At 63.9% G+C, this 24,076-nt stretch carries 26 protein-coding genes and 1 tRNA gene; 10 read left to right on the top strand and 17 right to left on the bottom strand.

Translation table 11 applies throughout. The features are described from left to right. Positions 1–2: 2 nt before the first annotated feature. From D3242_RS08795 to D3242_RS08785, 3 genes are all read right to left on the bottom strand, one after another. The gene (locus tag D3242_RS08795; RefSeq protein ID WP_038653518.1) at positions 3–827 is read right to left on the bottom strand and encodes a carbohydrate ABC transporter permease; all 825 of its coding nucleotides are present in this window, start codon (positions 825–827) and stop codon (positions 3–5) included. An 11-nt stretch (positions 828–838) separates the two neighbouring features. Beyond that, a complete protein-coding gene (locus D3242_RS08790) occupies positions 839–1,708 on the bottom strand; it encodes a carbohydrate ABC transporter permease (protein ID WP_010912213.1) in 870 nt (289 codons plus the stop codon). Positions 1,709–1,805: 97 nt separating this feature from the next. Next, a complete protein-coding gene (locus D3242_RS08785) occupies positions 1,806–3,038 on the bottom strand; it encodes an ABC transporter substrate-binding protein (protein ID WP_019861903.1) in 1,233 nt (410 codons plus the stop codon). Between the two features lie 180 nt (positions 3,039–3,218). Between D3242_RS08785 and D3242_RS08780 the strand changes: the two genes are divergently transcribed. Genes D3242_RS08780 through D3242_RS08770 form a run of 3 tightly spaced genes read left to right on the top strand, consistent with a single transcriptional unit; the run spans position 3,219 to position 5,983 of the window. Next, positions 3,219–3,989 carry an SDR family NAD(P)-dependent oxidoreductase gene (locus tag D3242_RS08780; RefSeq protein WP_064981371.1) on the top strand — a complete coding sequence of 257 codons (771 nt, stop codon included), beginning with the start codon at positions 3,219–3,221 and terminating at the stop codon, positions 3,987–3,989. Positions 3,990–3,991: 2 nt separating this feature from the next. Next, on the top strand, positions 3,992–5,059 hold the full coding sequence (locus tag D3242_RS08775) for an ABC transporter ATP-binding protein (RefSeq protein WP_064981373.1): 1,068 nt from the start codon (positions 3,992–3,994) through the stop codon (positions 5,057–5,059). Positions 5,060–5,101: 42 nt separating this feature from the next. Beyond that, positions 5,102–5,983: a MurR/RpiR family transcriptional regulator gene (locus D3242_RS08770; protein ID WP_019861906.1), complete on the top strand. Its 882-nt coding sequence runs from the start codon at positions 5,102–5,104 to the stop codon at positions 5,981–5,983. A 201-nt stretch (positions 5,984–6,184) separates the two neighbouring features. On the opposite strand, the gene D3242_RS08765 is transcribed toward D3242_RS08770, so the two are convergent. Both D3242_RS08765 and D3242_RS08760 read right to left on the bottom strand, forming a co-directional pair. After that, positions 6,185–6,496, bottom strand: a complete 312-nt coding sequence (locus D3242_RS08765) for a DUF167 domain-containing protein (protein WP_064981375.1) — start codon at positions 6,494–6,496, stop codon at positions 6,185–6,187. A gap of 13 nt (positions 6,497–6,509) precedes the next feature. Then, positions 6,510–6,800: a YggT family protein gene (locus D3242_RS08760; RefSeq protein WP_027047523.1), complete on the bottom strand. Its 291-nt coding sequence runs from the start codon at positions 6,798–6,800 to the stop codon at positions 6,510–6,512. A gap of 147 nt (positions 6,801–6,947) precedes the next feature. Here D3242_RS08760 and D3242_RS08755 point away from each other — a divergent pair. The 5 genes from D3242_RS08755 to D3242_RS08730 all read left to right on the top strand — a co-directional run bounded on the left by D3242_RS08755 (position 6,948) and on the right by D3242_RS08730 (position 10,311). After that, positions 6,948–7,023: transfer RNA gene (locus D3242_RS08755), tRNA-Ala, on the top strand. A 328-nt stretch (positions 7,024–7,351) separates the two neighbouring features. After that, on the top strand, positions 7,352–8,101 hold the full coding sequence (locus D3242_RS08750; RefSeq protein ID WP_019861910.1) for a helix-turn-helix domain-containing protein: 750 nt from the start codon (positions 7,352–7,354) through the stop codon (positions 8,099–8,101). 412 nt (positions 8,102–8,513) lie between these two features. Next, the gene (locus D3242_RS08740) at positions 8,514–9,572 is read left to right on the top strand and encodes a SagB/ThcOx family dehydrogenase (protein ID WP_223217840.1); all 1,059 of its coding nucleotides are present in this window, start codon (positions 8,514–8,516) and stop codon (positions 9,570–9,572) included. 66 nt (positions 9,573–9,638) lie between these two features. Further along, positions 9,639–9,884, top strand: coding sequence for a hypothetical protein (locus D3242_RS08735; protein WP_064981379.1), 246 nt, complete (start codon positions 9,639–9,641; stop codon positions 9,882–9,884). A 106-nt stretch (positions 9,885–9,990) separates the two neighbouring features. Beyond that, positions 9,991–10,311, top strand: coding sequence for a hypothetical protein (locus D3242_RS08730; protein ID WP_064981381.1), 321 nt, complete (start codon positions 9,991–9,993; stop codon positions 10,309–10,311). Between the two features lie 45 nt (positions 10,312–10,356). On the opposite strand, the gene D3242_RS08725 is transcribed toward D3242_RS08730, so the two are convergent. Genes D3242_RS08725 through exbB form a run of 3 tightly spaced genes read right to left on the bottom strand, consistent with a single transcriptional unit; the run spans position 10,357 to position 12,495 of the window. Further along, positions 10,357–11,307: a TonB family protein gene (locus D3242_RS08725; protein ID WP_064981383.1), complete on the bottom strand. Its 951-nt coding sequence runs from the start codon at positions 11,305–11,307 to the stop codon at positions 10,357–10,359. Then, positions 11,304–11,771: a TonB system transport protein ExbD gene (gene exbD / locus D3242_RS08720; RefSeq protein ID WP_038650413.1), complete on the bottom strand. Its 468-nt coding sequence runs from the start codon at positions 11,769–11,771 to the stop codon at positions 11,304–11,306. The genes D3242_RS08725 and exbD overlap by 4 nt, the downstream gene beginning before the upstream one ends. A 7-nt stretch (positions 11,772–11,778) precedes the next feature. Then, on the bottom strand, positions 11,779–12,495 hold the full coding sequence (gene exbB / locus D3242_RS08715; protein WP_223217839.1) for a tonB-system energizer ExbB: 717 nt from the start codon (positions 12,493–12,495) through the stop codon (positions 11,779–11,781). A 264-nt stretch (positions 12,496–12,759) separates the two neighbouring features. Here exbB and D3242_RS08710 point away from each other — a divergent pair, with 264 nt between their 5' ends. After that, entirely contained in the window at positions 12,760–13,443 is a 684-nt protein-coding gene (locus D3242_RS08710) for a cysteine hydrolase family protein (protein WP_064981384.1), read from the top strand. 2 nt (positions 13,444–13,445) lie between these two features. Here the strand turns inward: D3242_RS08710 and D3242_RS08705 are convergent, their stop codons facing one another. After that, entirely contained in the window at positions 13,446–14,387 is a 942-nt protein-coding gene (locus D3242_RS08705; protein WP_064981742.1) for an LLM class flavin-dependent oxidoreductase, read from the bottom strand. Positions 14,388–14,524: 137 nt separating this feature from the next. After that, on the bottom strand, positions 14,525–14,680 hold the full coding sequence (locus D3242_RS08700; protein WP_019861925.1) for a hypothetical protein: 156 nt from the start codon (positions 14,678–14,680) through the stop codon (positions 14,525–14,527). A 290-nt stretch (positions 14,681–14,970) separates the two neighbouring features. Here D3242_RS08700 and D3242_RS08695 point away from each other — a divergent pair, with 290 nt between their 5' ends. Then, positions 14,971–15,738, top strand: a complete 768-nt coding sequence (locus D3242_RS08695; RefSeq protein WP_019861926.1) for an SDR family NAD(P)-dependent oxidoreductase — start codon at positions 14,971–14,973, stop codon at positions 15,736–15,738. Positions 15,739–15,930: 192 nt separating this feature from the next. Here the strand turns inward: D3242_RS08695 and D3242_RS08690 are convergent, their stop codons facing one another. From D3242_RS08690 to D3242_RS08655, 7 genes are all read right to left on the bottom strand, one after another. Beyond that, positions 15,931–16,875: an ABC transporter permease gene (locus tag D3242_RS08690; protein WP_019861928.1), complete on the bottom strand. Its 945-nt coding sequence runs from the start codon at positions 16,873–16,875 to the stop codon at positions 15,931–15,933. Further along, positions 16,872–17,927, bottom strand: coding sequence for an ABC transporter permease (locus D3242_RS08685; protein ID WP_064981386.1), 1,056 nt, complete (start codon positions 17,925–17,927; stop codon positions 16,872–16,874). Before D3242_RS08685 ends, D3242_RS08690 begins: the two co-directional genes overlap by 4 nt. A gap of 309 nt (positions 17,928–18,236) precedes the next feature. Then, entirely contained in the window at positions 18,237–19,748 is a 1,512-nt protein-coding gene (locus D3242_RS08675) for an ABC transporter ATP-binding protein (RefSeq protein WP_064981390.1), read from the bottom strand. A gap of 178 nt (positions 19,749–19,926) precedes the next feature. Further along, entirely contained in the window at positions 19,927–20,958 is a 1,032-nt protein-coding gene (locus D3242_RS08670; protein WP_019861931.1) for a BMP family protein, read from the bottom strand. A 154-nt stretch (positions 20,959–21,112) separates the two neighbouring features. After that, entirely contained in the window at positions 21,113–22,318 is a 1,206-nt protein-coding gene (gene pcaF, locus D3242_RS08665; protein ID WP_064981392.1) for a 3-oxoadipyl-CoA thiolase, read from the bottom strand. Position 22,319: 1 nt separating this feature from the next. Further along, positions 22,320–23,117 carry a CoA-transferase subunit beta gene (locus D3242_RS08660; protein WP_038650421.1) on the bottom strand — a complete coding sequence of 266 codons (798 nt, stop codon included), beginning with the start codon at positions 23,115–23,117 and terminating at the stop codon, positions 22,320–22,322. Beyond that, positions 23,114–23,971, bottom strand: a complete 858-nt coding sequence (locus D3242_RS08655; protein WP_038650424.1) for a CoA transferase subunit A — start codon at positions 23,969–23,971, stop codon at positions 23,114–23,116. Before D3242_RS08655 ends, D3242_RS08660 begins: the two co-directional genes overlap by 4 nt. Between the last annotated feature and the right edge of the window lie 105 nt (positions 23,972–24,076).

Raw genomic sequence — 24,076 nt, 5'->3', positions numbered from 1 at the left:
GGCTATTTGACGGCCCCGAGCGCCAGGCCCCGGACGAGGTAGCGCTGCAGCCAGATGAACAGGATCGCTACCGGCAATGTCGCCAGCAGTGTCGCCGCCATGACGTGATGCCACTCGATCGTGTAGCGACCGGCGACGAGAGAAAAGACCTGGATCGGCAGCGTATAGCTTTCCTGGCTGCGCAGCATGGTCAGCGCCACGACGAACTCGTTCCAGGCATTGATGAAGGTGAAGATGGCGGTGACCGCGATGGCCGGCAGGCAGAGCGGCAGGAACACTTTGCGCAAGGTCAGCCAGCGGCCGGCGCCTTCCATCCAGGCGGCCTCTTCGAGGTCGCGCGGAATGGTGTCGAAATAGCTCTGCAGCATCCACACGGTGAAGGCGACGTTGAAGGCCATGTAGATGAAGCCGAGCGCCGTCGTCGATTCCACCAGCCCCCATGCGGCCATCAGCCGGAACAGGCCGAGCACCAGCACGATCGGCGAGATCATCTGCGAGATCAGCAGGAACTGGCGGAAGGCGCCGTAGCCGGCAAAGCGAAAGCGCGACATCGCGTAGGCCGCGGGAACGGAGATAAGGATGGCGCCGACGGTGGCGATGACCGAGACATAGAGCGAATTGGCCAGTGCCTGGCCGAAGCCGGTCGCCACCCACATGTCGGCAAAATTCGACCAGCGGAACTCGCTCGGCCACCATGTCGGCGACAGCACCTCCTGGCGCGGCTTGACCGCGGTGAGGAACATCACCGCGAAGGGAAAGATCGTCACCACGATCAGCGGCGCCAAAAGCAGCCAGGCGATGACGGTGCGTTTGAGCTTGCCCGTCATGAGCTTGTTTGTCATGCGCGCTGCTCCCGCATCGCCAACCGCACATAGATCATGGTGAAGACCAGCAATATGGCGAACATCACCAGCGACACCGCCGAGGCCTCGCCCAGTTTGCCGATGCGGAAGGCGAGCTTGTAGAGGTGGGTGACCAGGATGTCGGTCGAGTTGGCCGGCCCGCCCTGCGTCATCACCCAGATGATCGGGAAGGAGTTGAAGACGTAGATGGTGTTCAGCACGATGGCGATGTTGATGAACGGCTTCAGCAGCGGAAAGGTGATCTCGCGGAACTGCTGCAGCGGCGTGGCGCCCTCGAGCGCCGCCGCCTCGTAGAGATCGTCCGGGATCGACGACAGGCCGCCGAGGAAGATCGTCGTGGTGAACGGCACCGTCACCAATATGCCGATCAGCACCTGCATCGGGAACGCCGTCTCGGCGCTGGCCAGCCACTGGATGTTGTGGTCGATCAGGCCAAGGCCAAGCAGCGCCGAATTCAGCATGCCGCTTTCGCCGCTGAGCGCCCAGCGCCAGACCACCGCCGTCATGGTCAGCGACACCGCCCAGGGCAGCATGATGATGACGCGGGCAAGGCCGCGGCCGTAGAAATCGGTGTTGAGGATCATCGCCACCGGCACCGACAAAAGCAGCGCACCGCCGACCACCAGCACGGTCCACACACCGGTGCGCCAGAGTGCCGCGACGAAATCGGGATCGGCGGCAAGCGACGCGAAATTGGCAAGGCCGCTGAACTCGCGCAACTGGCCGAAGCGATTGACGTCATGCGTCGATATCTGGATCAGGTCCCAGACCGGCCAGAAGATGACGACCGCCGCCAGGAACAGGCTGGGCAAGGTCAGGAGATAGGGCAGGAAACGATTTTGCATCGGCTGGCCTGGCTGGCGAATCCAAAATTCGCATCTGCAAGATGTGGCGCGCCCCGCCTGAGTCTGGGGCGCGCCACGGGGCGCAGGGAGATACGCCCTATTTCTTCAGCACTGCATTGGCCTTCGCCGCCGCGTCCTTCAAGCCTGCCTCCGGGTCACCGCCGAGATAGATCTTCTGCATGGCATCCGAAGTGATCTGGGCAACCTCTTCCCAGCCCGGGATGACCGGCGCGAAGCGGGCGTCGGGCAGCAGCGCGGTGAAGGCGGCCAGATCGGCGTTGTTGACGTAATAATCCATCTTGGCCTCTTCCTTGTTCACCGGCAGGAAGCCTTCGCCTTGCGTGAACTTGGCGCGCTGTTCCGTGGTGAACAGGAAGTCCATCAGCTTCCAGGCCTCATCCTTGTTCTTGGAGTTCTTGAACATGATCATGGAATCGGTGACGCCATAGGTACCGCGCGCCCCGGTCGGGCCGGCCGGAATGGCGGCGACGCCGTATTTGAGCTTCGGCGCCTCGTCCTTGATCTGGTTGGACAGGAAGGGCGCGGTGATCATCATGCCGACCTTGCCCTGCTTGAACAGGTTCTGCACGTCCTCCCGGTTGTTGGAGGTCACACCTGGTTCGGTCAGCCCCTCGTCGATCATCGACTTGTAGAGCTTGGCGGCTTCGAGCGCGCCCGGCGTGCCGAGGCCCGACGTGCCGTCCTTGTTGAGGATTTCCGAGCCTTGCGACCACATCGCATAGTAGTAATAGACGTCGGTCTCGATCTCCTTGCCCTGCAGGCCGAACCCGAAGGCGCCGGATCCAAGCGCCTTGATCTTGCGGGCATCGTCCTGCAGCTCGGTCCAGGTCGCCGGCGGCTTGGCGATGCCGGCTTTCTCGAACAGTTCCTTGTTGTAATACATCGCGCGCGCCGAAGCGGCGATCGGCAAGCCGTAGGTCTTGCCGTCCATGATCGAGGGCGACAGGAAGGTGTCGATGAAGCGGCCCTTGAAGTCTGGCGTGATGTAGCTGTCTAGCGGTTCGGCGACGCCCTGCTGGACGAAGTCGATCAGCCAGCGCGTGCCGATGATCGACAGATCCGCATTGGTGCCGGCGGTGATGTCCGTGGTCAGCTTCTGCAGCAGCACATCCCACGGCACGACCTCGAACTTTATGGTGATGCCGGGGTTCTTGGCCTCGAACTCCTTCTTGACCTCTTCGAAATACGGACCGGTCTTGGCGCTGTATTCGGCGACGGTTACGCGTACTTCACCCGCATTCGCCTGCGCCGCGAAGGCCAGCATGCTCATTCCGGCCATCAGGCCGACAGTCCATTTGGCAAGGCTCATCTGATCTCTCCCATTGTTCCGCGCATTTGCGCTCCTTGTGCCGATACAGGCACAAGATTTATGTGACTTTCCTACATTATCGAGGAATTCACGGCATGCAAGCGGATTATCATGTTGCTTAATTACATTCCTTTCGGTAGCCTGCCGACATCTGCCTGACCTGCGGGAGGAGCAAGCGCCGTGGTTTCGAAAGCCGAATTCGAAGGCCGCACTGTCGTCGTCACCGGTGCCGGCGGCGGCCTTGGCTCGGCGATCGTCGCATTGCTGGCCGGAAGGGGCGCCCGGGTGGTTGGCTGCGACCAGTCGCAGGAGGCGCTGGCAAGCCCGCACCTTGCCTCGCGCCATGTCTTCAACCTTCTCGACCGGGCTTCGATCGAGGCGGGGATCGCCGCCGTGCTGGATATTGACGGCGTGCCCGACATCCTGATCAACAATGCCGGCTGGACGCGCGCCGAGACGATTTCCGCGCTCGATGCCGACAGGATCGAGCACGAGCTCGACCTCAATCTGACCGGGGTGATGACTTTCGCCGACCCTATCGTCAAGGCAATGGCGGCGCGCAGGTCAGGCAGCGTCGTCTTCATCTCCTCCGTCAACGCCATCGCGCATTTCGGCAATCCGGCCTACGCCGCGGCCAAGGCCGGCATCAACGCCTATGCCAAATCGATCGCCGTCGAACTCGGCCGCAGCGGCGTGCGCGCCAATGTCGTCTGTCCCGGATCGATCCGCACCGCCGCCTGGGACCATCGCCTGGCCAAGGACCCGGAAATCCTGGGCAAGCTCAAGCGCCTCTACCCGCTCGGCCGCATCGTCAACGCCTCGGAAGTGGCTGAAGCCGTGGCTTTCCTTGCCTCTGACCGTGCATCGGGCGTAACAGGCGTAGTGATGCCCGTGGATGCCGGACTGACCGCCGGCTGCCTGCCATTCATCGACGACATATTGGGAGCGTGACCATGACCGACGTCCTGTTTCGCAACCTGTCGAAATCCTTTGGCCAGCACAAGATCCTCGAGGACATCAACCTCGACATCAGGAGCGGCGAGTTCGTGGTGCTGGTCGGCCCGTCCGGCTGCGGCAAGTCGACCTTGCTGCGCATGCTGGCCGGCCTGGAGACGATCAGTTACGGCGACCTCATGATCGGCGGCACGCGCGCCAACGATCTGCCGCCGCAGCAGCGCAACATCGCCATGGTGTTCCAGTCCTATGCGCTGTTCCCGCATTTGAAGGCCTCCGACAATATCGGCTTCGGCCCGAAGATCCGTGGCGAGAGCCGTGCCGCCATCGACGACAAGGTCAAGAGGGCCTCCGGGGTGCTCAACCTCTTCTCCTATCTCGACCGCTACCCCCGCCAGCTCTCGGGCGGCCAGCGTCAGCGTGTCGCCATGGGCCGCGCCATCGTGCGCGAACCCTCGGTGTTCCTGTTCGACGAGCCGCTCAGCAATCTCGACGCGCAGTTGCGCGTCCAGATGCGCACCGAGATCAAGGCGCTGCACCAGCGGCTGAAATCGACCATCGTTTATGTCACCCACGACCAGATCGAAGCCATGACCATGGCCGACCGCATCGTCGTGATGGACCGCGGCCGGATCCAGCAGGTCGGCGCCCCGCTCGAACTCTATGACCGGCCGGCCAACAAGTTCGTCGCCGGCTTTCTTGGCTCGCCGTCGATGAGCTTTGTCTCCGGCGCCCTCAAGGCGACGCCCGAGAAAAGCTGGTTCGAATCGGCCGGCGGCGGACGGCTTGCGCTTGCCGGCAAGGCGGCACCGGCTGGCAATGCGGTGGAGGCCGGCATCCGGCCCGAGCACTTCATCATCGGTGAGGCCGCCGATGCCATGGCGCTCAAGGTGGATGTCGTCGAGCCGACGGGCTCCGAGACCCATGTCTATGGCGCCATCGGCACCGATACGGTGCGCGCCGTGTTCCGCGACAGGGTGCCGGTCAAGCCGGGTGACCTGCTGCCGGTCTCGGTCGATCCCGGCAACATCCATCTGTTCGACAAGGCGACGGGCCTGCCGCTATAAGGCCTGCCCCGAGGGCAACGGCATGAAGACGAAACAACAGACATGAAGACGCCGGCCGACATCATCACGCGGCTGCAGCTGATGTCGCAGGACGGCACCAAGTCGGATCGCCGGCTGGCCGGCCTTGTGCTGTCCGATCTCGATTTCGCTTCCAAGGCGGCCATCTCCGAGATTGCCGCGCGCGTTGGCGTCAGCGAACCGACGGTGACGCGCTTTTGCCGCAATCTCGGCTGCGAGGGCCTGCGCGACTTCAAATTCTACCTGGCGCAGGCCATCGCCATTGGCGGCCAGTATCTGTCGCCCGAACCGTTGAGCCGCGACGCGCGTGAGCAGCGCATCGCCTCGGCCATCACCGAAGCGGCGATCTCGGCCATCCAGCGCGCCAGCGAGAACCTGGACATGACGACGCTGGTCGCCGTCGCCGAGCGGCTTGCGACGTCAGGCAATGTGCTGTGCATCGGCTCTGGCGGCATCTCCTCGATGATGGCGACCGAGATGCAGAATCGGCTGTTCCGGCTTGGCCTGCCGGTGCTGGCGCAGATCGATGGGCAGTTGCAGCGCATGTACGCCGCCGTAGCCACGCCGGAAACCACGCTGGTCGCTTTTTCGGTGTCCGGCTATGCGCGCTCGGTCATCGAGGCGGTGCAGGTCGCCCAGCAATATGGCGCCACCACGGTCGCCATCACCGCGCCCGATTCGGCGCTGGCCAAGGCCGCCGACACGGTCATCCATTTGCAGCCGCTCGAGGACGGCAACATCTACAAGCCGACATCGTCACGCTATGCGCTGCTGGCGATCGTCGACATGATCGTGACATCGGTTGCCGAGACGCGCGGTCCGAAAGTGCTGGAGAATTTGCGCCGCATCAAGCAGAGCGTGAACACGCTGAAGGTCGACGATCCAAGGCTGCCATTGGGGGATTGAAGGCGTCCCCGGGGTGATCGCGCCGGGCGAAGCCCCTCACCCGGATTGCCAACCGAATTGCAAAAGACAATTCGGGGCAATCCGACCTCTCCCCAAGCGGAGAGGAGGTAGCCACCGCCGGCGCTTTCCTCGTCTCCCCTGGGGGGAGAAGGTGGCCGCGAAGCGGCCGGATGAGGGGGCACCGCCTAGCAGAACTAGGCTCTATAGGCCGAGCGCCTCAACGCGCTGCGCCAGCGCCTCCGGATCGCCCACGATGCGCACAGTCTTCAGCCGGCTCGTGCCGCCAGCGACAACCGAAACGGCCGATGCCGGCACGCCCAGCGTCTTGGCGACCAGTCTCTCCAGCGCGTGATTGGCGGCGCCGTTTTCCGGCACGGCGCGGACCCGCGCCTTCAAATGGCTTCGCCCGTCCGCCGCCGTTTCGACGCCTTCCAACCTGTCCATGGAAGATTTTGGTGTCAGCCGCACGAACAGGTCGATGCCGTTCTCACGGATGCGGAACGGCGCACTCATGCGATCGTCGGGCTCAAAGCACCAGGGGTGCTACCGTGGTGAGAATGAACTGCCTGACGAAGAACAGGATCAAGAGCAGGATGATCGGCGAGATGTCGATGCCGCCAAGGTCCGGCATGAAGCGGCGGATCGGCCGCAGCGCCGGCTCGGTCAGCCGGTAGAGCATGTTGCCGATGCTGCCGACGAACTGGTTGCGCGAATTGACGACGTTGAAGGCATAGAGCCAGGAAAAAATCGCCGAGGCGATGATGATCCACCAGTAGAGGTCAAGCGCCATGACGATGGTTTGAATGAGGGCGAGCATGCCGGTCTCCAATTGTTGCCGACATGTAGCCATTGCACGCCAAACCGGCAAGGGCCGGCAACCGAAGCATCGGGCAACAGGGATTTTCGGCAAAACCCCGCCTTGACAGAAATCCGCCGTGCCAGATAAATGCGCCATCCGTTGGACGGGGCTGTAGCTCAGCTGGGAGAGCGCGTCGTTCGCAATGACGAGGTCAGGAGTTCGATCCTCCTCAGCTCCACCAGCGGAATAATTGGTTTTCTGCTTTTTCCGCCGCGCCGCCAGGGCGAATGGTCGTCCCATGCCTCGTCATGCGGCGCTGCGTGCCAATTCCACTCCAAAGAAAGCCGCACGCAATTTCGCGACCTCCGGGGCTAGGCAATTGTCAATTGGACTTATGGCGATGGCCGTTGCCGGATCGCCGCTATTTTTTTTGGAAGCCGCCCCATTAGAGTGGCGTTCTCAAATCGGTTTTTTCTGTGTGTTGTGACAAGGCGTTTCGGCGGGGGCGACCGAAGGCGCTACAGGGATTCCGAGTTTGAAATGAAGAATTCGCCTGCGAAAGCAAAGACGTGTCCATTCGCGAGAACCTCGCTGCAAATCTCCGACGACTCTGCAAGGACCATGCCTCCGTTAGCGCGGTATGCCGTGAGTTGGGCATCAACCGCACGCAGTTTGAGCGATACCTGCAAGGGCAGACCGTTCCAAACAAAGCCACCGCCAAGCTGATCTGCGACTACTTCCGCATCGACGAGGCCGAACTCTACCAGGACCCTGGTACCCCCGAGCACAGGGCTCCCGGTCTGCCGCCGATTTCCGAAAGTCTGTTCAACCAGATGATCCGCCCGCCCGCCCCGTCGATCGCGGGCGGTACCTATTTCACCTACTTTTCCATCCCCGCCCGTCCCGACCTCCTGATGCGGTCGGTGACCTTCGTGCGTCGCGAGGCCGAACTGGTCACATTCCGCAGGGTCACCGGGTGGTCGGAGCGCCGTGGCTCGACATGGGCGCGGGCGCGCGGCAACCACTATGGCGTGGCCATCTCGCGCCTGAACTGGATCTATTTCAGCGGCGTCAACCGTCGCCAGACCGGCGAACCGTCGCTGATTTCCGTGCAGTGGGCTCCCATCTCCGAACCGGTGTTGACGGGCAAGGCCATGCTTCTGACAGAGGCCGGGCCGGCATTCGTATCGGTCATCATGCGGCAGGATATGTCCGGCATCCGGCCACGGCATGCGATCCGCATGGCGCATGTCGTCAGGCTCGACGATCCCGGCATCGATCAACTCGTCGCCAGCCTCGCCCGGGACGGACTGGCTTAGTCGCCAGGTTACGCTAAATAAGAATAAGGATATCCCGAAAAAGCGTATGGTGACGATTGCCTACTCCATATCTGAGCAAAATCGATATTTTAGACTTTATCGCCAAGAAAGATATTTTAGATAACACTGCCTTTACTACAATTTTAACAAACCATTAACTCTTTCGACCTTACCTTTCTTCACGCGGATCCCGCTGCCGGGGTCTTTCAACAGATCCCATTGGGGGTCGGGAAAGGGATAAAAATGGCCAAGAAAGTGAACAATGCCCCGAAGCTGACGGTCGCCGCGGGCACGCAGACCGTCTTCTTCTCGCAGGGCATGCACTACAACAAGCGCTGAAGCCGTTCGGCGCCGATGGGCGGTTCGCCTGTCGGCGCCTCGCATTCACAAAACGGCATTCAGCATCATGAAAATGCGCTCTTCAAAAACGCTCGTCCTCTATCCCGGGACCAACAAGGTCACGGCCTGCAATTTCCTGACCCGAAGCGTCTTCGAATGCAGCCCCGAGGTGATCGGTCTCCTCGCATCCTGGGACGAATGGGCCTCTCCCGCGGAAATCTCGCGCGCTCACGGATGGTCGACGTCCGACCTGAGCGCCGTCGTCCCGCAATTGCTCGATTTTTCCGCCCTGGTCACCGCCGGCTCACCGCTGGCCGAACAGGAAACAAGATTTTCCGGACAGTGGAACTGGGGCATCCCGACCGCGCTGATGCACTTCTGCGTCCAGGACTCGGAGTTCATGACCATTGAACAGGCCGAGGCCCGCCAGATCGAACGCGCCGGCCATGTCGCACAGCCCGACCTCATGCTCAAGAATGCCGCCGGCGCCATTCGGCTGCCAAACGCACTCGACGACAACGAACTCCTGACCCTGATGGCGCGGCGCCGCACCAACCGCACCGCGGCCGCCCCCACCATCACCGCGCGGCAGCTTTCCGACTGCCTGTTCGCGGGCATGGGCATTACCGGCGAGACCAGCAACTGCGTCGGCGCCCTGCCGCTGGGCATGACCCCTTCGGGCGGCGCACGCAACCCTTATGAGGCCTATGTGGTTGCGCTTGGCGTCGAGGGCCTGGAGCCCGGCGTCTACCACTATTCCGCCGCCGATCACGACCTCGGCAGGATCTCGGCCAACCATCTGCCGAAGATTTCCGAACTGGTCGGCGGTCAGGAATGGGCTGATGCCATGCCTTGCCTGATCCTGCTTTGCGCCAGGCTCGACCGCACCATGTGGAAATATGAGGATGCCAACGCCTACCGCGTCGTGCTGATCGAGGCGGGCCATATCGGCCAGAACATGATGCTGGCGGCGACCAGGCATGGTCTGTCGGCCTGCCCCACGGCAGCGCTCAGCCATTCGGCGATCAAGCGTCTTCTCGGCCTCGACCGTCTCACCGATGCACCCATCTATGCGTTGACCCTTTCGACCCCGGAACCAAACCCGCATTCGGTGGGTCAGTCCGTTAATTAGCCGTCTTAGTATGTCCGTGTAGCCAATACGCGTTCCCTGAGTTCCATCCGATGACAGGAGAAGCACGTGGCCAATCAGTCCCTACGTCAGTCAGAGATCGATAGCCTTCAATATATCGCGACAATGAGCAATGAGCTCGTGCAGATGGCCGAAGCAAGCCGTTTTCCCATGATCTCCTACCTGCTCGGCATGGCCTATGCCGAGGCCTTCGACGTCCTGCGCGGCGCGCAGCCGGCAAGGCATGCGCAGCTCAGCGGCAACCCGATGCATACCAAGCCGAAGGACAACCACGCTCTGCAAAGGAGAGCGTAGCGGATGCAACACGCAGCCGTGTGCGCGCCGGCGCTGCGATCCCCGCCTTGATCGCCCGCGGCCCGCAAATGGACTTCATGCATAGAGATTCGAGGGGGACCCGCCAATGAACATGATCGCACCCATCAGGAGCGCCGACGCCAGGAACAGCATCTTCGGCCGGCTCCAGACCCTGATCGCCAGTCGGCCGGCATCGCCGGATGCCGCACGCGCCGAGGCCCGGCATCTGATTTCCCTGGCGATGGCCGACACCTGGCAGGCAGACGGCCTGTGGGGCGCGGCGGACGCCTTCCACGCCCATTTCGACTTCATGATGCAGACCATCGAGATCAACGGCGCCGACGATCCAAACCTCAGGACACTGCGCACGAAATGCCGCTTCTACCTGGATCAGGTCGAAGCGCTGTGCCAGTCGATGAGCCATTGACTGCGGTCCTCACAAAGATCGGACAGCACGGGTCGGGCCTCTGCTCTAATCCCGCAAATTGAACACGAACGGCGCCGTGCGGCTGACGCGGGAACCGAGCTCCGGCGGCGGTGCCGGCACCGTTGCGCCCTGCAGCACGGCGAGCGCGGCGCGGTCGAGGTCGGGATCGCCCGAAGAACGCGCCACGCGCGCCGACACCACCCTGCCGGATGCGTCCACCGCGAAGGCCACGTTCACATTGCCCTGCGCTCCCCTGGATTTCGCAGCACTTGGATAACGCTTGTGCCGATTGATCCATGCCGCCAGCCGGGATTCCCACTTGGCCGGGCTTATGCCCGAGAACCCTGCCGCCGCTTTCGGCGCGGCCGCCCTTGCCGCCGGCCTTGTCTGCGCGCTTGCGGTGGCAACCGTCCTTGCCGGCTCGGCCTTTTCCTTCCTTGGCCGCGGCTTGGGTTTCTCAGCCGGGTTTTTCGCCTTGGCCTGGACCAGCTTCTTTTCCTTGGCTTCTTCGACCGGCTTCGGCTGCGGCAACGGAACGACGACCTCGGGCGTGACGGCCTCGACGACATCGGGAATGACCTCGTCCGACGGCGGCTGATCGGCCGGTTCGGGCTCGGCTGTCGTGGTCAGCTCGGTCTCGTCGGGCGGCGCCATTTCCGGTTGCTCGGCTGTCGGCTCGGTCTGTTCGGTCATCTTCTCGGGCTCGGCTTCGGCGACCCTCTCGGCCTCCTCGACTGGTTCGGCCTGGTCGGGCATCGCTGCTTCAAGCATCGCCGCCTGTTCGGGCACGGCCGGCATCACCGTCATCGGCACCATTTCGATCATCGGAGCCCGCAGCGGCCCGCCATCCGTCTCGATCGGACTGAAGCTCTGCACCGCATAGGCGACTGCGACATGGGCGCCAAGCACCAGCACCGCCGCACCCGTCCACAAGCCAAGATCGCGCCAGCCGAAGCGCGACAGGTAAGTCGTGGGCGGGGCCGCCGCCTGCGTCATGGCGCGGCCGTTCCCGCGGGAGCGGGTGCCGGCGCATTGGTCGCGGGCGCCGTCTCCAGGCCGACCAGCGCGATCTTCAGATAGCCGGCGCCGCGCAGCAGGTTCATGGTCTCCATCAGGTCGCCATAGGCGACCGCCTTGTCGGCGCGCAGGAAGATGCGCGTCTGCTTGTCGCCCCTGGTCCTGCTGTCCAACGTGGCCGCGAAGGCCGGGCGCGGCACGCTGTCGTTGTCGATAGCCAGCGTAAGATCATCCTTCAAGGTCAGGAACAACGGCGTTTCGGGTCGCGGCGCGGGCGTCGCCGTCGAGCCCGGCAGGTCGACATTGACGTCCACCGTCGCCAGCGGGGCGGCGACCATGAAGATGATCAGCAGCACCAGGATGACGTCGATGAAGGGCGTGACGTTGATCTCGTGGCTCTCCTCGAGATCGTCGTCCAGGGTCTGGCGGATTCTGCTTCCCATGGCGTCGCTACTCCGCCGTCGGCGCCGTCGCCGGCGCGACCGTGCGGAAGTCCAGGTCGCGGCTGACCAGCCTCTCGACGCCCGCCGAGGCGTCGGCGATGATCTGCCGGTAGCCGGCTATCGAGCGGGCGAAGACATTGTAGATCACCACTGCCGGAATTGCCGCGACGAGGCCCATCGCCGTGGCTAGCAGCGCTTCGGCGATGCCCGGCGCGACCACTGCCAGATTGGTGGTCTGCGCCTGCGAAATGCCGATGAAGGCGTTCATGATGCCCCAGACGGTGCCGAACAGGCCGACGAAGGGCGCCGTTGACCCGATCGTCGCCAGCACGCCTGTGCCGCGCGACATGCGCCGCGACGCCGCCGCCTCGATGCGCGACAGGCGCGAGGCGACCCTTTCCTTCAGCCCGTCGCCGCCGGCATGGTCGAGCGCGCCGGCCGAGAGCGCGGTCTCTTCTTCCGCTGCCTTGACCAGAAGCATGCCGGGGCCGCCACTGCGGTCGAGCGCGCGGCTCGCCTGCTTCAGCGTCGCGGCATCGCCGATCGCGCGGACGGCGCGGCGGATACGCAGTTTGCCGCCAAGAATCTCCAACGATTTGGCCAGCCATATCGTCCAGGTGACTAAAGAAGCGAAGGCCAATCCGATCATCACCGCCTTCACGATGATGTCGGCGGCCATGAACATGCCCCATGGCGACAGATCGTGCGGCAGGTTCAGCTCCATTGGCTTTCTCCAACGCGGTCGCCGATTTCCTATTCTGGCCTCGGCAGTCCGATGTCTGGGTTGATTATTAAACATGACTATGCAAGTCAACATTGAAGATGACTGCAACAGTCAACAATTCGCCGGGACAGCCGATGACGTTCGCCTGCGGCAGCGCGATGCCCGCAACATCCTGCTTCTTCGCGTCAGAGCCGCGGCCTGAGTGGACGACTTGAGCTTCGCCAGTCAGGATGGCTCTCGCGATAGGCAAGGAGACACCCTCGGATGATCAAGGCAACGCCCTTCGACTTCCCGTATGACGGCAGGCTGGTGGCCAAAAACACGGCACTCGTCGTCATCGACCTGCAGCAGGATTTCCTGTCGACCACGGGCTATTTCGCCAGAAAAGGATATGACCCTTCGCCGCTGCGGGCGATCCTGCCCACGGTGAACCGGCTGATATCAGCCGCGCGCAAAGCCGACGTCACGGTCATCCACACCAGGCAGGGCTATCGCGCCGACATGGCCGACATGACGCCCTATGAGAAATGGCGCCGCAAGCGCTCCGGTCTCGACGGCACCGACATACTGCTGCGCTCGGGCGCGGGGTTCCAGATCGTTCCGGAGATCGACGTCGCGCCGCAGGACATCATCGTCGACAAGACCTGCAACAGCGCCTTCACCTATACGGATTTCGAGCTTGTGCTGCGCGCGCAAGGCATCTCGCACCTGATGTTTTCCGGCTGCACGACCGACGTCTGCGTGCACACCACGCTGCGCGAGGCCTGCGACCGCAACCTTCAGTGCCTGACGATCTCCGATGCCTGCGCCAGTGGCGACCAGAGAGCTCACGAGGCGGCGCTTCACATGGTGACGGTCGAGGACGGCGTGTTCGGCGTCCTGGCCGATTCAGCCGCCGTCATCGATGGCCTGTCGCGGCTTGGCAACAGGCATCACGCAGACGATTGACGTCACCGTGCTGCAAGCGTCTCCAGTCCCGTGCGAGGCGCGTAGGCCCCCGGCTGGAAAACATCATGTTCGCGGCGCGCCAGCGAGTTGCGCAGCAGCGCGATCGTTTCCCGGCCGGCCGTCGCGATCTCGCGCGGCGTGTCGACGCCGACGATCATGAACTCATCGATCCCGAGCCCGGCATAGGCCAGCAACGACAACGCGACCTGGGCGGGCGGCCCGGACAGGTCGACCGCCTTGTGGCCGGTGGCGGAAGCGCCCTGGTGGATCCGCACCGGAAGCGCGAAGCGCAGCTTGCCGGCCCGGCCATGTTCGGCGGCAGCGCTACGCACCCGCTCCATCAACTGCCTGACATCGTCGATCGAGCCCGGCGCCAGTTCGAAGACATCGGCATGCCGGCCGGCCACTTTCAGCGCCGTTCCCGATTGCCCGCCCATGCGGATGGTCAGGTCGGCGCCGTGCGGCCCTTTGCGCGGCACGTAGCCGCCCTTGATGCTGTAGAAGGCGCCTTCATGATCGAAGGGCCGGTCGTTCGACCACAGCCGTTTCAAAAGCACGAGATATTCGTCGATGCGCTGCCAGATGACGCCATGCCCGGCCGGCCGCGACTCGGCATCGTCATCGTTCAACGGCTCGCTGATCATCCGGAGCGCCAGCCGACCGCCGCTTTTTCGATCCATCGATGCCAATTGGCGCGCCGCCACGGTCGGCTCGACGACACCTGCCCAGTGGGTCAGCACGACCTCGAGCGAGGCGGTGCGGTCGAGCACCTGAGCGGCAAGATCCATATTGGTCAGCAGCCCGGCCGAATCGTCGACGACGATCTTCTGAAAGCCGCCATCCTCGATCAGTCCGAGCTTGGTCGCCGTCTCGGCAAAATCATAGAAAAACGGAATGGCGGCGTCGGCGGTCTTGCCGGGAACATGGGTGAATTCGATCGGCATTGTCATCTCCTCCATCGCTGGAATCATGGATGCGCTGAAATTCGAATCGCGGCCGCGCGCAAACGCACCGGGATCCGGTTCATTCAACTCCGATTGCCTGATACAGCGGGGCGGTTGGCCCCTGTCGATGCGGTGCCCTAGGGAATAAGGCCCAGAACGACGGCCCCGGTGAACACAAACGCAAGGGCAAAGACGAGATAGGCGAAAGCTCCGGCATAGGCCGGGCGAAAGGTCTGGGCATTGGCCAGCCTCTGGCCGGTGCTGTCAGTCTGAGCGTTCTGGATATAGGACATATCGACCTCCGTCTCGCCGGTTAATCTATAAAACTTGTAGACTTTGTCGATTGCTATTTTTGGGCTGTAGGCAGAATATTTTTCTCTCCCCAGGGATTAAGTTGGTTGTGAGTTGCTGGGATCGCTTGCCGGCGCGATTGATCGGCAGGCATGAGCCTTGCTCTGGACGCGTCCGAATGGACCTATGGCCTTGTTCGCGCTGCACCCAATTCGTCCATTGGCCGCCTTGTGCGGGCGCGGTAGCATCGCGCGACAAACAAATGCGAGCTGGGTCGAACAGGGGAACAAAAATGGGCGAAAGACTAACCGGCAAGGTTGCCATCATTTCGGGCGGCGCGACGGGCATGGGCGGCGCGGCTTCTGAGTTGTTCGCGGCCGAAGGCGCCAAGGTCGCGATCATCGATCGCAACGGCGAGGCAGCGGCCGCAACGGCAGCGGCGATCCGTGCGCGCGGCCATGTCGCCGAGCATTTTGTCGCCGACGTGTCCGACGAGGCGCAGGTTCAGGCGGCGGTGAAGGGCGCGACCGAAAAACTCGGGCCGGTCACGGTGCTGTTCAATCACGCCGGCACCATCGTGATAAAGCCGTTCCTGGAGACGACCGTGCAGGAATGGGACTGGCTGCATGCCGTCAATGTGCGTTCGATGTTCCTGATGACGCGTGCCGTGCTGCCCGGCATGATCGCGGCGGGCGGCGGCTCGATCGTCTGCACCTCGTCGATCTCGGCGGTAGCGGCCACACCGATGGAGGTGCTCTACGACACCACCAAGGGCGCCTGCCACATGTTCGCGCGCGCCATCGCGGTGGAGTTCCGCGACCGCAACATCCGCTGCAATGCCGTCTGCCCCGGCTTTATCAGGACGCCGCACGGCCTGCGCGAGGTCGCCGACCTCGGCAAGCTCGGCGTCGATGTTTCGGATGCGGCGCTGGCGGCGCAGCAGGGGCGCATCGGTGAGCCGGAGGAGGTGGCGAAGGCCGCACTGTATTTGGCCAGCGACGAGTCGAGCTTCGTCAACGGCGCGCATCTGTTCGTGGACAATGGTTTTACGGCGATGTGAGGCTTTCAGAATCTAGGTTCCTCGCCCCCACGCGAGTGGGCGAGAGGTGGCTCGGCGAAGCCGAGACGGAGAGGGGGAATGGCTCGACTTTCCTTGGACTCGTAAACAATTCACCAGCGTCGCAGGCCCCCTCTCCGACCGCTTCGCGGCCACCTCTCCCCGCTTTTGCGGGGGCGAGGAACCCAAGCCTTGCTAACGCTCTTCCCTGCGAAACGGCTTCAACAACGCCGAGGGCGCCACCGCATTGCGCGACATCACAGCCATGGCGACGATGGTGAAGATGAACGGCAGCATCAGGAACGCTTCGTAGGGGATATGCCCCAAGCCGCTGGCCTGCATGCGCAGTTGCAACGCATCGACGAAGGCAAACAGCAGTGCCGCGCCCGCCGAACGCCACGGGTCCCAGCGGCCGAACACCACCAGCGCGATCGCCACCCAGCCGCGCCCCGACACGACGCCGAAGGTGAAGGCGTTGAACTGCGCCATCGACAGGAAGGCGCCGGCCAGCCCCATCAGCGCGCCGCCGAGGATGACGGCCTGGAAGCGCGTGGCAATGACGCTGACGCCAGCGGAGTCCGCTGCGCGCGGGTTCTCGCCGACCATGCGGACCGACAGGCCCCAGGGTGTGCGGTAAAGCACGAAGGCGGCGAGCGGTATGGCAACGATCGCCATGTAGACCAGTGCGAACTGGTTGAACACCGCCGGTCCGAGCACCGGAATGTCCGACAGAACCGGGATCGGCAGCGTCTGAAAACCCTTGATGGCAGGCGGCACCGATTGCTGGCCGAAGATCAGCCGGTAGAGGAAATAGGCAAGGCCCGACGAGAACAAAGTCACGCCAATGCCGCAGACATGCTGGCTGAGGCCCAGCATCACGGTGAACAGCGCATGCAGCGCGCCCATCAGCATGCCGGTCAGCACTGCCACCAGGACGCCGAGCCACAGGCTGCCGCTGAGGCTGGTGGCGGTGAAGCCGGTCATGGCGCAGAGCAGCATGATGCCTTCGATGCCGAGATTGAGCACGCCGGCCCGCTCGGAGAACATTTCGCCGAGCGTGGCGAAAGCCAAAGGCGTGGCGATGCGGATGATGGCGGCCAGGAAGCCGACCTGGAAGATCTGTTCCAGCACCACGCTCATGTGGCGACTCCAACGCGGCGGATGCGATAGGCGGTAAACAGCAGCGCCACCAGCATGGCCAGCAAGGCAGTGCCCTGGATGACGTCGCTCAGGAAGGCCGGCACGCCTGTCGCGCGCGACATCGCCTCGGCGCCGGTCATCACGGCGGCGAGGAAGATCGCCGCTGGCACGACGCCCAGCGGATTGAGCCGCGCCAACATGGCAACGACGATGCCGGAATAGCCGTAGCCCGGCGAGATGTCGCTCATCACCTGGAAATGCACGCCGCCGACTTCGCCGACGCCGGCGAGCCCCGCCAGCGCGCCGGACAGCAACGCGGTCGAGAGCAGCACCCGCTCGACATGGATGCCGCCATAGCGGGCGGCTTCCGGGTTCTCGCCGGTGACCCTGATGCGGAAACCAAGCGTCGTGCGCGCGATGAGGAACCAGATCAGCGGTGCTGCGATCAGCGCCACGATGACGCCCAGATGCAGCCGCGTGCCTTCAATCAGCACTGGGAAATTGGCCGAATCCTCGATCGGCGGCGAGATCGGATAGCCGCTGAAACTGTCCTTCCACGGTCCTTCGATCAGCGCCATCAGCGCGTAGTAGATGACCGAGTTGAGCAACAGCGAGCTGACGACATCGTCGACCTTGAATTTGACCCGCAGCGTCGCGGGCGCCAGCGCGACGGCCGCACCGGCGGCGGCGCCGGCGATTGCCATCAACAGCATGGCGAGCGCTCCCGGCATCGGGATGGCGCCGACAAAGCAGCTGGCGACGGCACCGGCCAGCAACTGCCCCTCGGCGCCGATGTTCCAGAATTTGGCGCGGAAGGCGACGGCGACCGCCAGCCCGGTGAAGATCATCGGTGCGGCGCGCACCAGCGTTTCGGTGATGGCGTAGCTGTCGCCGAGCGAGGCGGTGAACATCACGCCGTAGGATTCCAGAATGCCGGCGCCGGCCAGCGCGATCAGGCCGCTGCACAGGACAAGCGTTGCCGCGATCGCCAGCAACGGCAGCGCGAGATTGAACCAGGTCGGCGTCGAGGTGCGAACTTCCAGGCGAAACATCAGCTGTGGCCCTCCGCACTCGGCGCAGCAGCCCAACCGACGGATCCGGCGTTGGCGCTGCCCCTCATCCGCCTGCCGGCACCTTCTCCCCGTATAGGGACGGGGAGAAGGGAACTGCCCGCGACCTCGGCACTTTTCGTGCAACGTCGGTGGTTGGCGAAAGCAGCGATGAGAGCGCCCCTCTCCCCGTCTCTATACGGGGAGAGGATGCCGGCAGGCAGGTGAGGGGCGGCGCCGACATTCAAAGTCAGCCAAAAGCGGGCGATATCCTTTGAGGTCCGTGCGAAGAGCCGCGGCGGAAAATCCATGCTATGCCCTCCCCTCCGCCCCGGTCATCAGCAGGCCGAGCCGCGCGATCGTCGCATCAGCACTGTCGAGCGTACCGACGATGCGGCCCTCATACATCACCGCGATGCGGTCGCAGAGCACCAGGAGTTCTTCCAGATCCTCGCCGATGACGATGATGCCGCAGCCCTTGGCCCGCATGTCGAGGAATTTTTCGTGGATGAAGCGCGCCGCCCCAATGTCGAGGCCGCGCGTCGGCTGCGAGACGATCAGAACCTTCGGATCGAAAGCGAGTTCGCGCGCCAACAGCGCCTTCTGCAGATTGCCGCCCGACAGCGCCCCGGCACGTGTCATCGGCCCGGGGCACCTGATATCGTAGGCCTTGATCTGTTCTTCGGCGAAGGTGCGGATCGCATCCGGCTTGAGCAGGCCTTTGCTGCTGAACGCGGCGGTACCGATGCGTGGCAGCACCATCGAATCGGCAAGCGGCAGATTGGTGACCAGACCCGTGGTCATGCGGTCCTCCGGGATGCGGCCGAGGCCGAGCGCCTGCACCTCGCGCGGCGAGAACCGCGAGACCGTCTGGCCGGCGATCGTCATCCGGCCGGCATCGGGCGAGCGCACGCCCGAAATCACCTCCGCCAGCGCCCGCTGGCCATTGCCGGACACGCCGGCAATGCCGAGGATTTCGCCGGAGCGGACGGCAAGCGACACACCGCGCAGCACCGTGCCTGCATGGTTCGAGGTGGAAATGCCATCGAGCGTCAGCACCGCTTCGCCCGGCGTTGATGGCCCCCTGGCCGGCGGCACGATCTCGTGGCCACACATCAGCTGCGCCATGGCGGCGGATGTCGTGTTGGCCGGATCGTCGACGCGACCGGCGACGCGGCCATGCCGCAGCACCGTGCAGCGATGGGTGAGCGCCCGCACCTCGTTGAGCTTGTGCGAGATGAAGATGATGCCGAGGCCTTGCGCCGCCATCGAGCGCAGCGCCGAAAACAGCCTGTCGACCTCGCTCGGCGCCAGCACCGCCGTCGGCTCGTCGAGGATCAGAAGCCTCGCGCCGCGAAACAATGCCTTGACGATCTCGAGCCGCTGCTGTTCGCCGACCGACAGCGCCGAGACCGGCAGGTCGGGATCGAGCGTCAGTCCATGCTGGCGGCCGATTTCGGCCAGCCGCGCCAGCCCGCCGGCGCGGTCGATCCGCCCGCCTTTGCCCGGAATGCCGATCAAGAGGTTCTCCAGCACCGTCAACCGTGGCGCGAGGTGAAAATGCTGATGCACCATGCCGATGCCGGCGGCCAGCGCATCGGCTGAACTGGTGATCCGTACCGGCTGCCCCTGGACCAGGATTTCCCCGGCATCCGGCGCGTAGGCGCCGAACAGCACATTCATCAGCGTCGTCTTGCCGGCGCCGTTCTCGCCCAGCAGGCCGAGGATTTCACCGGGCGCGACGCTGAGGTCGACAGCCTCGTTCGCCTTGACGGCGCCGAAGCTCTTGGTGATGCCGCGCATTTCGATGAGTGGGGCGGACAAGGGTCAGAATGCTCCGATGAGATGGCGCGGCTCCTCACCCTCCCCCTTGTGGGGAGGGTCGGCTTACGATCGCAGCGAAGCCGAGATCGTGAGCCGGGGTGGGGGTGCGGCGCTGAAGACCCCCACCCCGCTCCGCTTCGCGGATCGACCCTCCCCACAAGGGGAGGGTGAGCAAGGCTCAATCCGAAACCGGCGTATTTTCATCCACGTCGACGCGGAAATTGCCCTCAAGAATCTCGGCCTTCTTCTTCTCGACCAGATCCTTGACCTCGGCCGGCAGCGTCTTGTCGAACTTGTGGTAGGGGGCGAGATAGGAACCGCCCTTGGCCATGCGCGAGAAGTCGCCATAGTCCTGCGCGGTGTAGACGCCGGCCTTGACCAGTTTGATCGCCTGTTCGACCGTCGGATACATGTCCCACACCGGGCCGGTGATGACCGTGTCGGGGCCGAGGCTCGACTGGTCCGACATGTTGGAGATGGCGAGGATCTTCTTCTCGACCGCCGCCTCGATGACGCCGAAGCGCTCGGCATAGATGACGTCGACGCCGGCATCGATCTGCGCGACCGCGGCTTCCTTGGCCTTGGGCGGATCGAAGAAGGAACCGATGAAGGCGACCTTCTTCTTGACGTTCGGGTTGACCTCCTTGGCGCCGGCGAAGAAGGCGTTGACCAGCCGGTTCACTTCCGGAATGCCCATCGCCGCGACGGCGCCGACGGTGCCCGACTTCGACATCTTGCCGGCGATCATGCCCGAGAGATAGGCGGGCTCATGGATCCAGTTGTCGAAGACGCCGAAATTGGGTTCGGCCGGGCCGGCGCCAGAACCGAACAGCCAGGCGGTCTTCGGGAACTGTTTTGCGGTGCGGCGCGATTCACGTTCGGCGGCGAAGGCGTCGCCCAGCACCAGCTGGTAGCCGCCTTGCGCATATTCGCGCATGACTCGGCTGAAGTCGGCTGTCTGCACCTTTTCCGACCATTTGTATTCGATGCCGAGTTCCTTCTCCGCCTTCTGCAAGGCGACATGGATCTGGTTGTCCCAGGGCTCCTCGATCGGCGTCGCGAAGATCGCCGCGACCTTCAGTTTCTTGTCCTTGGCGAAGGCCGCACCCGGCAGCATGGCCGCTGCCAGGCCAAGCGCGCCGAGCTCCAGCACATTGCGTCGCGAGAGACCTTCGCGTGTCGACGAAAATTTGTTCTTCCGGTTTTCCATTGCAGTCCCCTCTGTTTGACAGCCGTGTCGAGCCGGCCGTTCTAAAAATCAGACGGGGAACTATGGAACGGGTCCGGACTTTTGTCCACATGGTCAAATTTGGCGACACGCCGAATCCAACCCTGATTCTCGCTGGCCAAAGGGAAGGCGGCGGTCAGGCCCGTTCGAGCGCGATGGCGATGCCCTGGCCGACGCCGATGCACATCGTCGCGAGAGCATAGCGGCCGCCGCGTTCGCGCAGTTCCAGCGCCGCCGTGCCGGAGATGCGCGCGCCCGACATGCCCAAGGGATGGCCGAGCGCGATGGCACCGCCATTCGGATTGACATGCTCGGCATCCTCGGCGATTCCGAGCTGGCTCAGCACGGCGATGCCTTGCGAGGCAAAGGCCTCGTTGAGCTCGATGACATCGAATTGCTTTGGCGTCAGGCCAAGTCGCGCGCACAGCTTCTGCGTCGCCGGCGCCGGGCCAATGCCCATGATGCGCGGCGCAACGCCGGCGGCAGCCCCACCGAGAATGCGGGCGATCGGCGTCAGGCCGAATTTCTTTATCGCAGCCTCCGAGGCAACGATCAGCGCCGCCGCGCCGTCATTGACGCCGGAGGCATTGCCGGCGGTCACCGTGCCGCCCTGGCGGAACGGCGTCGGCAGCTTGGCCAGCGCCTCGACCGTCGTGCCGGCGCGGGGATGCTCGTCCTTCGACACGACGACCGGATCGCCCTTGCGCTGCGGGATCGTCACCGCGGTGATCTCCTTGGCCAGCCTTCCATTGCCCTGCGCCGCGACCGCCTTGTCCTGGCTGCGCACGGCAAAGGCGTCCTGGGCCGCGCGCGAGACGCCAAAATCCTCGGCGACGTTCTCGCCGGTCTCCGGCATCGAATCGACGCCATATTGCTTCTTCATCAGCGGGTTGACGAAGCGCCAGCCGATCGTGGTGTCGTAGATCTCGGCATTGCGCGAAAACGCCGTATCGGCCTTGGGCATGACGAAGGGCGCCCGGCTCATCGATTCCACACCGCCTGATATCATCAGTTCCGCCTCGCCGGCCTTGATGGCCCGCGCGGCGATGGTCAGCGCATCCATGCCGGACCCGCACAGGCGATTGACGGTCGAACCCGGGATTTCCTTGGGCAGGCCGGCCAGCAGCAGCGCCATGCGCGCCACGTTGCGGTTGTCCTCGCCGGCCTGGTTGGCGCAGCCATAGACGACGTCGTCCACCGCCTGCCAGTCGATGCCGGCATTGCGCTCGGTCAAAGCCTTCAGCGGAATGGCGCCGAGGTCGTCTGATCGCACCGAGGACAGCGACCCGCCAAAGCGGCCGATCGGCGTGCGGATGTAGTCGCAGATATAGGCCTCGGCCATGTCATGCAGCCTTTGCTTTTCCGGTTCCCTCATGCGCCGCCTTGGTGCGGGCCTGCAGGTCACGCAATGTATTGAGTTCGAGTTCGCTTGGCGCCGGTGTTTCGTCAAGCGCCTCGGCGAACTTTACGATCCAGCCACAGCTCTCCTGCACCTGCTGGCGGGTGACGCCGGGATGCAGTGACACGACCGTGAATTCCTTGGTCAGCGGATCCGGCTTCCAGATGGCGAGATCGGTGATCAGCAGCGTCGGCCCGGCGGTGTCGATCCCAAGCCGCTTGCGGTGATCGCCGCCCTCGCCATGGCCGAAGGAGGTGAAGAAGTCGATCTTCTCGACCATGCCGCGCTTGCTCTGCGCCATGGTGATGTAGATCTCCTTCGACGAGGTCGCGATCTCCGGCGCGCCGCCGCCGCCGGGCAGCCTGGTCTTGGGATGGACATAGTCGCCGATGACGGTGGTGTTGATGTTGCCGAACTTGTCGAGCTGTGCGGCACCGAGGAAGCCGATCGAAATGCGGCCGCCCTGCAGCCAGTAGCGGAACATTTCGGGCACCGCGACGGTGGTGACGGCGGTCTCACACAATTCGCCGTCGCCGATCGACAGCGGCAGCACATCAGGCGCGGTGCCGATCGTGCCGCTCTCGTAGATCAAGGTGATGTCGGGCGCGTGCGTCAACCGCGCCACATTGCAGGCGGCGGACGGCGCACCGATGCCGACGAAACAGACATCGTCATTCCGCAGCGCGCGGCTGGCGGCAATCGTCATCATCTCGTTGGGGGTGAAGCCCGGATTGTCGCTCATGCCGCTTTCCTCAGATGGTCGACGCGGCCGGCGAAATCGTCGGCGCTCTTCTCGATGACGTTCGCTTGCATCCAGGCCTGGAATTTCTCGCGGTCGGCGGCGATCTCGTCCCATTCGAGATAGGCGGCGTTGTCGCGCGCATAATAGCCATGCGCGTAGGACGGGTGCGAGCCGCCAGGCACGACGGATATCGCCGCGATCGTCCACCGGGGTAGCACGGTCAGGTTGGGGTGCAGATCGTCGAAATTGTCGACCACCTCCTCCACCGTCACCACAGCGCGCTTGGCCGCCAGGACGGCCTCCTTCTGGATGCCGATGATGCCCTCGACCAGCACATTGCCTTTTTTGTCGGCCTTCTGCGCATGGATGAAGGTCACGTCAGGCCGGATCGAGGGAACGGCCGCCAGCACCTCGCCGGTGAACGGACAAGTGACCGACTTGATGTTCGGGTTGACCGCAGCAAGGCCTGCGCCGCGATAGCCGCGGAACACCGCGCAGGGCAGGCCGGCCGCGCCCGCCTCATAGGCGTTGGCCATGCCGGCATGGCTGTGCTCCTCGACCTCGATCGTCCGGGGAAAACCGTTCTCGATGGAATCGCGGGCGCGCCGCAGCAGGCCGACGCCGGGATTGCCGACATAGGAGAAGATTAGTCTTTTCGCCATGCCCATGCCGATCATCTGGTCGTAGATCAGGTCCGGCGTCATGCGGATCAGGGTCAAATCTCGAAATCCCTGACGGATCGCCTCATGCGCTGCGGCTGTCGGGATCAGATGGGTGAAGCCCTCGAAGGCGACGGAATCGCCATCGTTCAAATTCTCGGCCACGGCCTGTTTGAGCGGCAGGAACTTGACCATCGATCGGCTCCGGATTCAAAAAGTTCGTATTGCGAACTTTTGTTTTGTATGCGAAACTTTCTACGCCGAGTGAGGTCGTGGAGTCAATCCTGGCGGCGATGCCGT

It is taken from the genome of Mesorhizobium jarvisii, from assembly GCF_003601985.1.
GTDB lineage: Bacteria > Pseudomonadota > Alphaproteobacteria > Rhizobiales > Rhizobiaceae > Mesorhizobium > Mesorhizobium jarvisii.
Note: the sequence above shows the minus strand (reverse complement) of the source record. Positions and strands in the feature narration are given on the sequence as shown.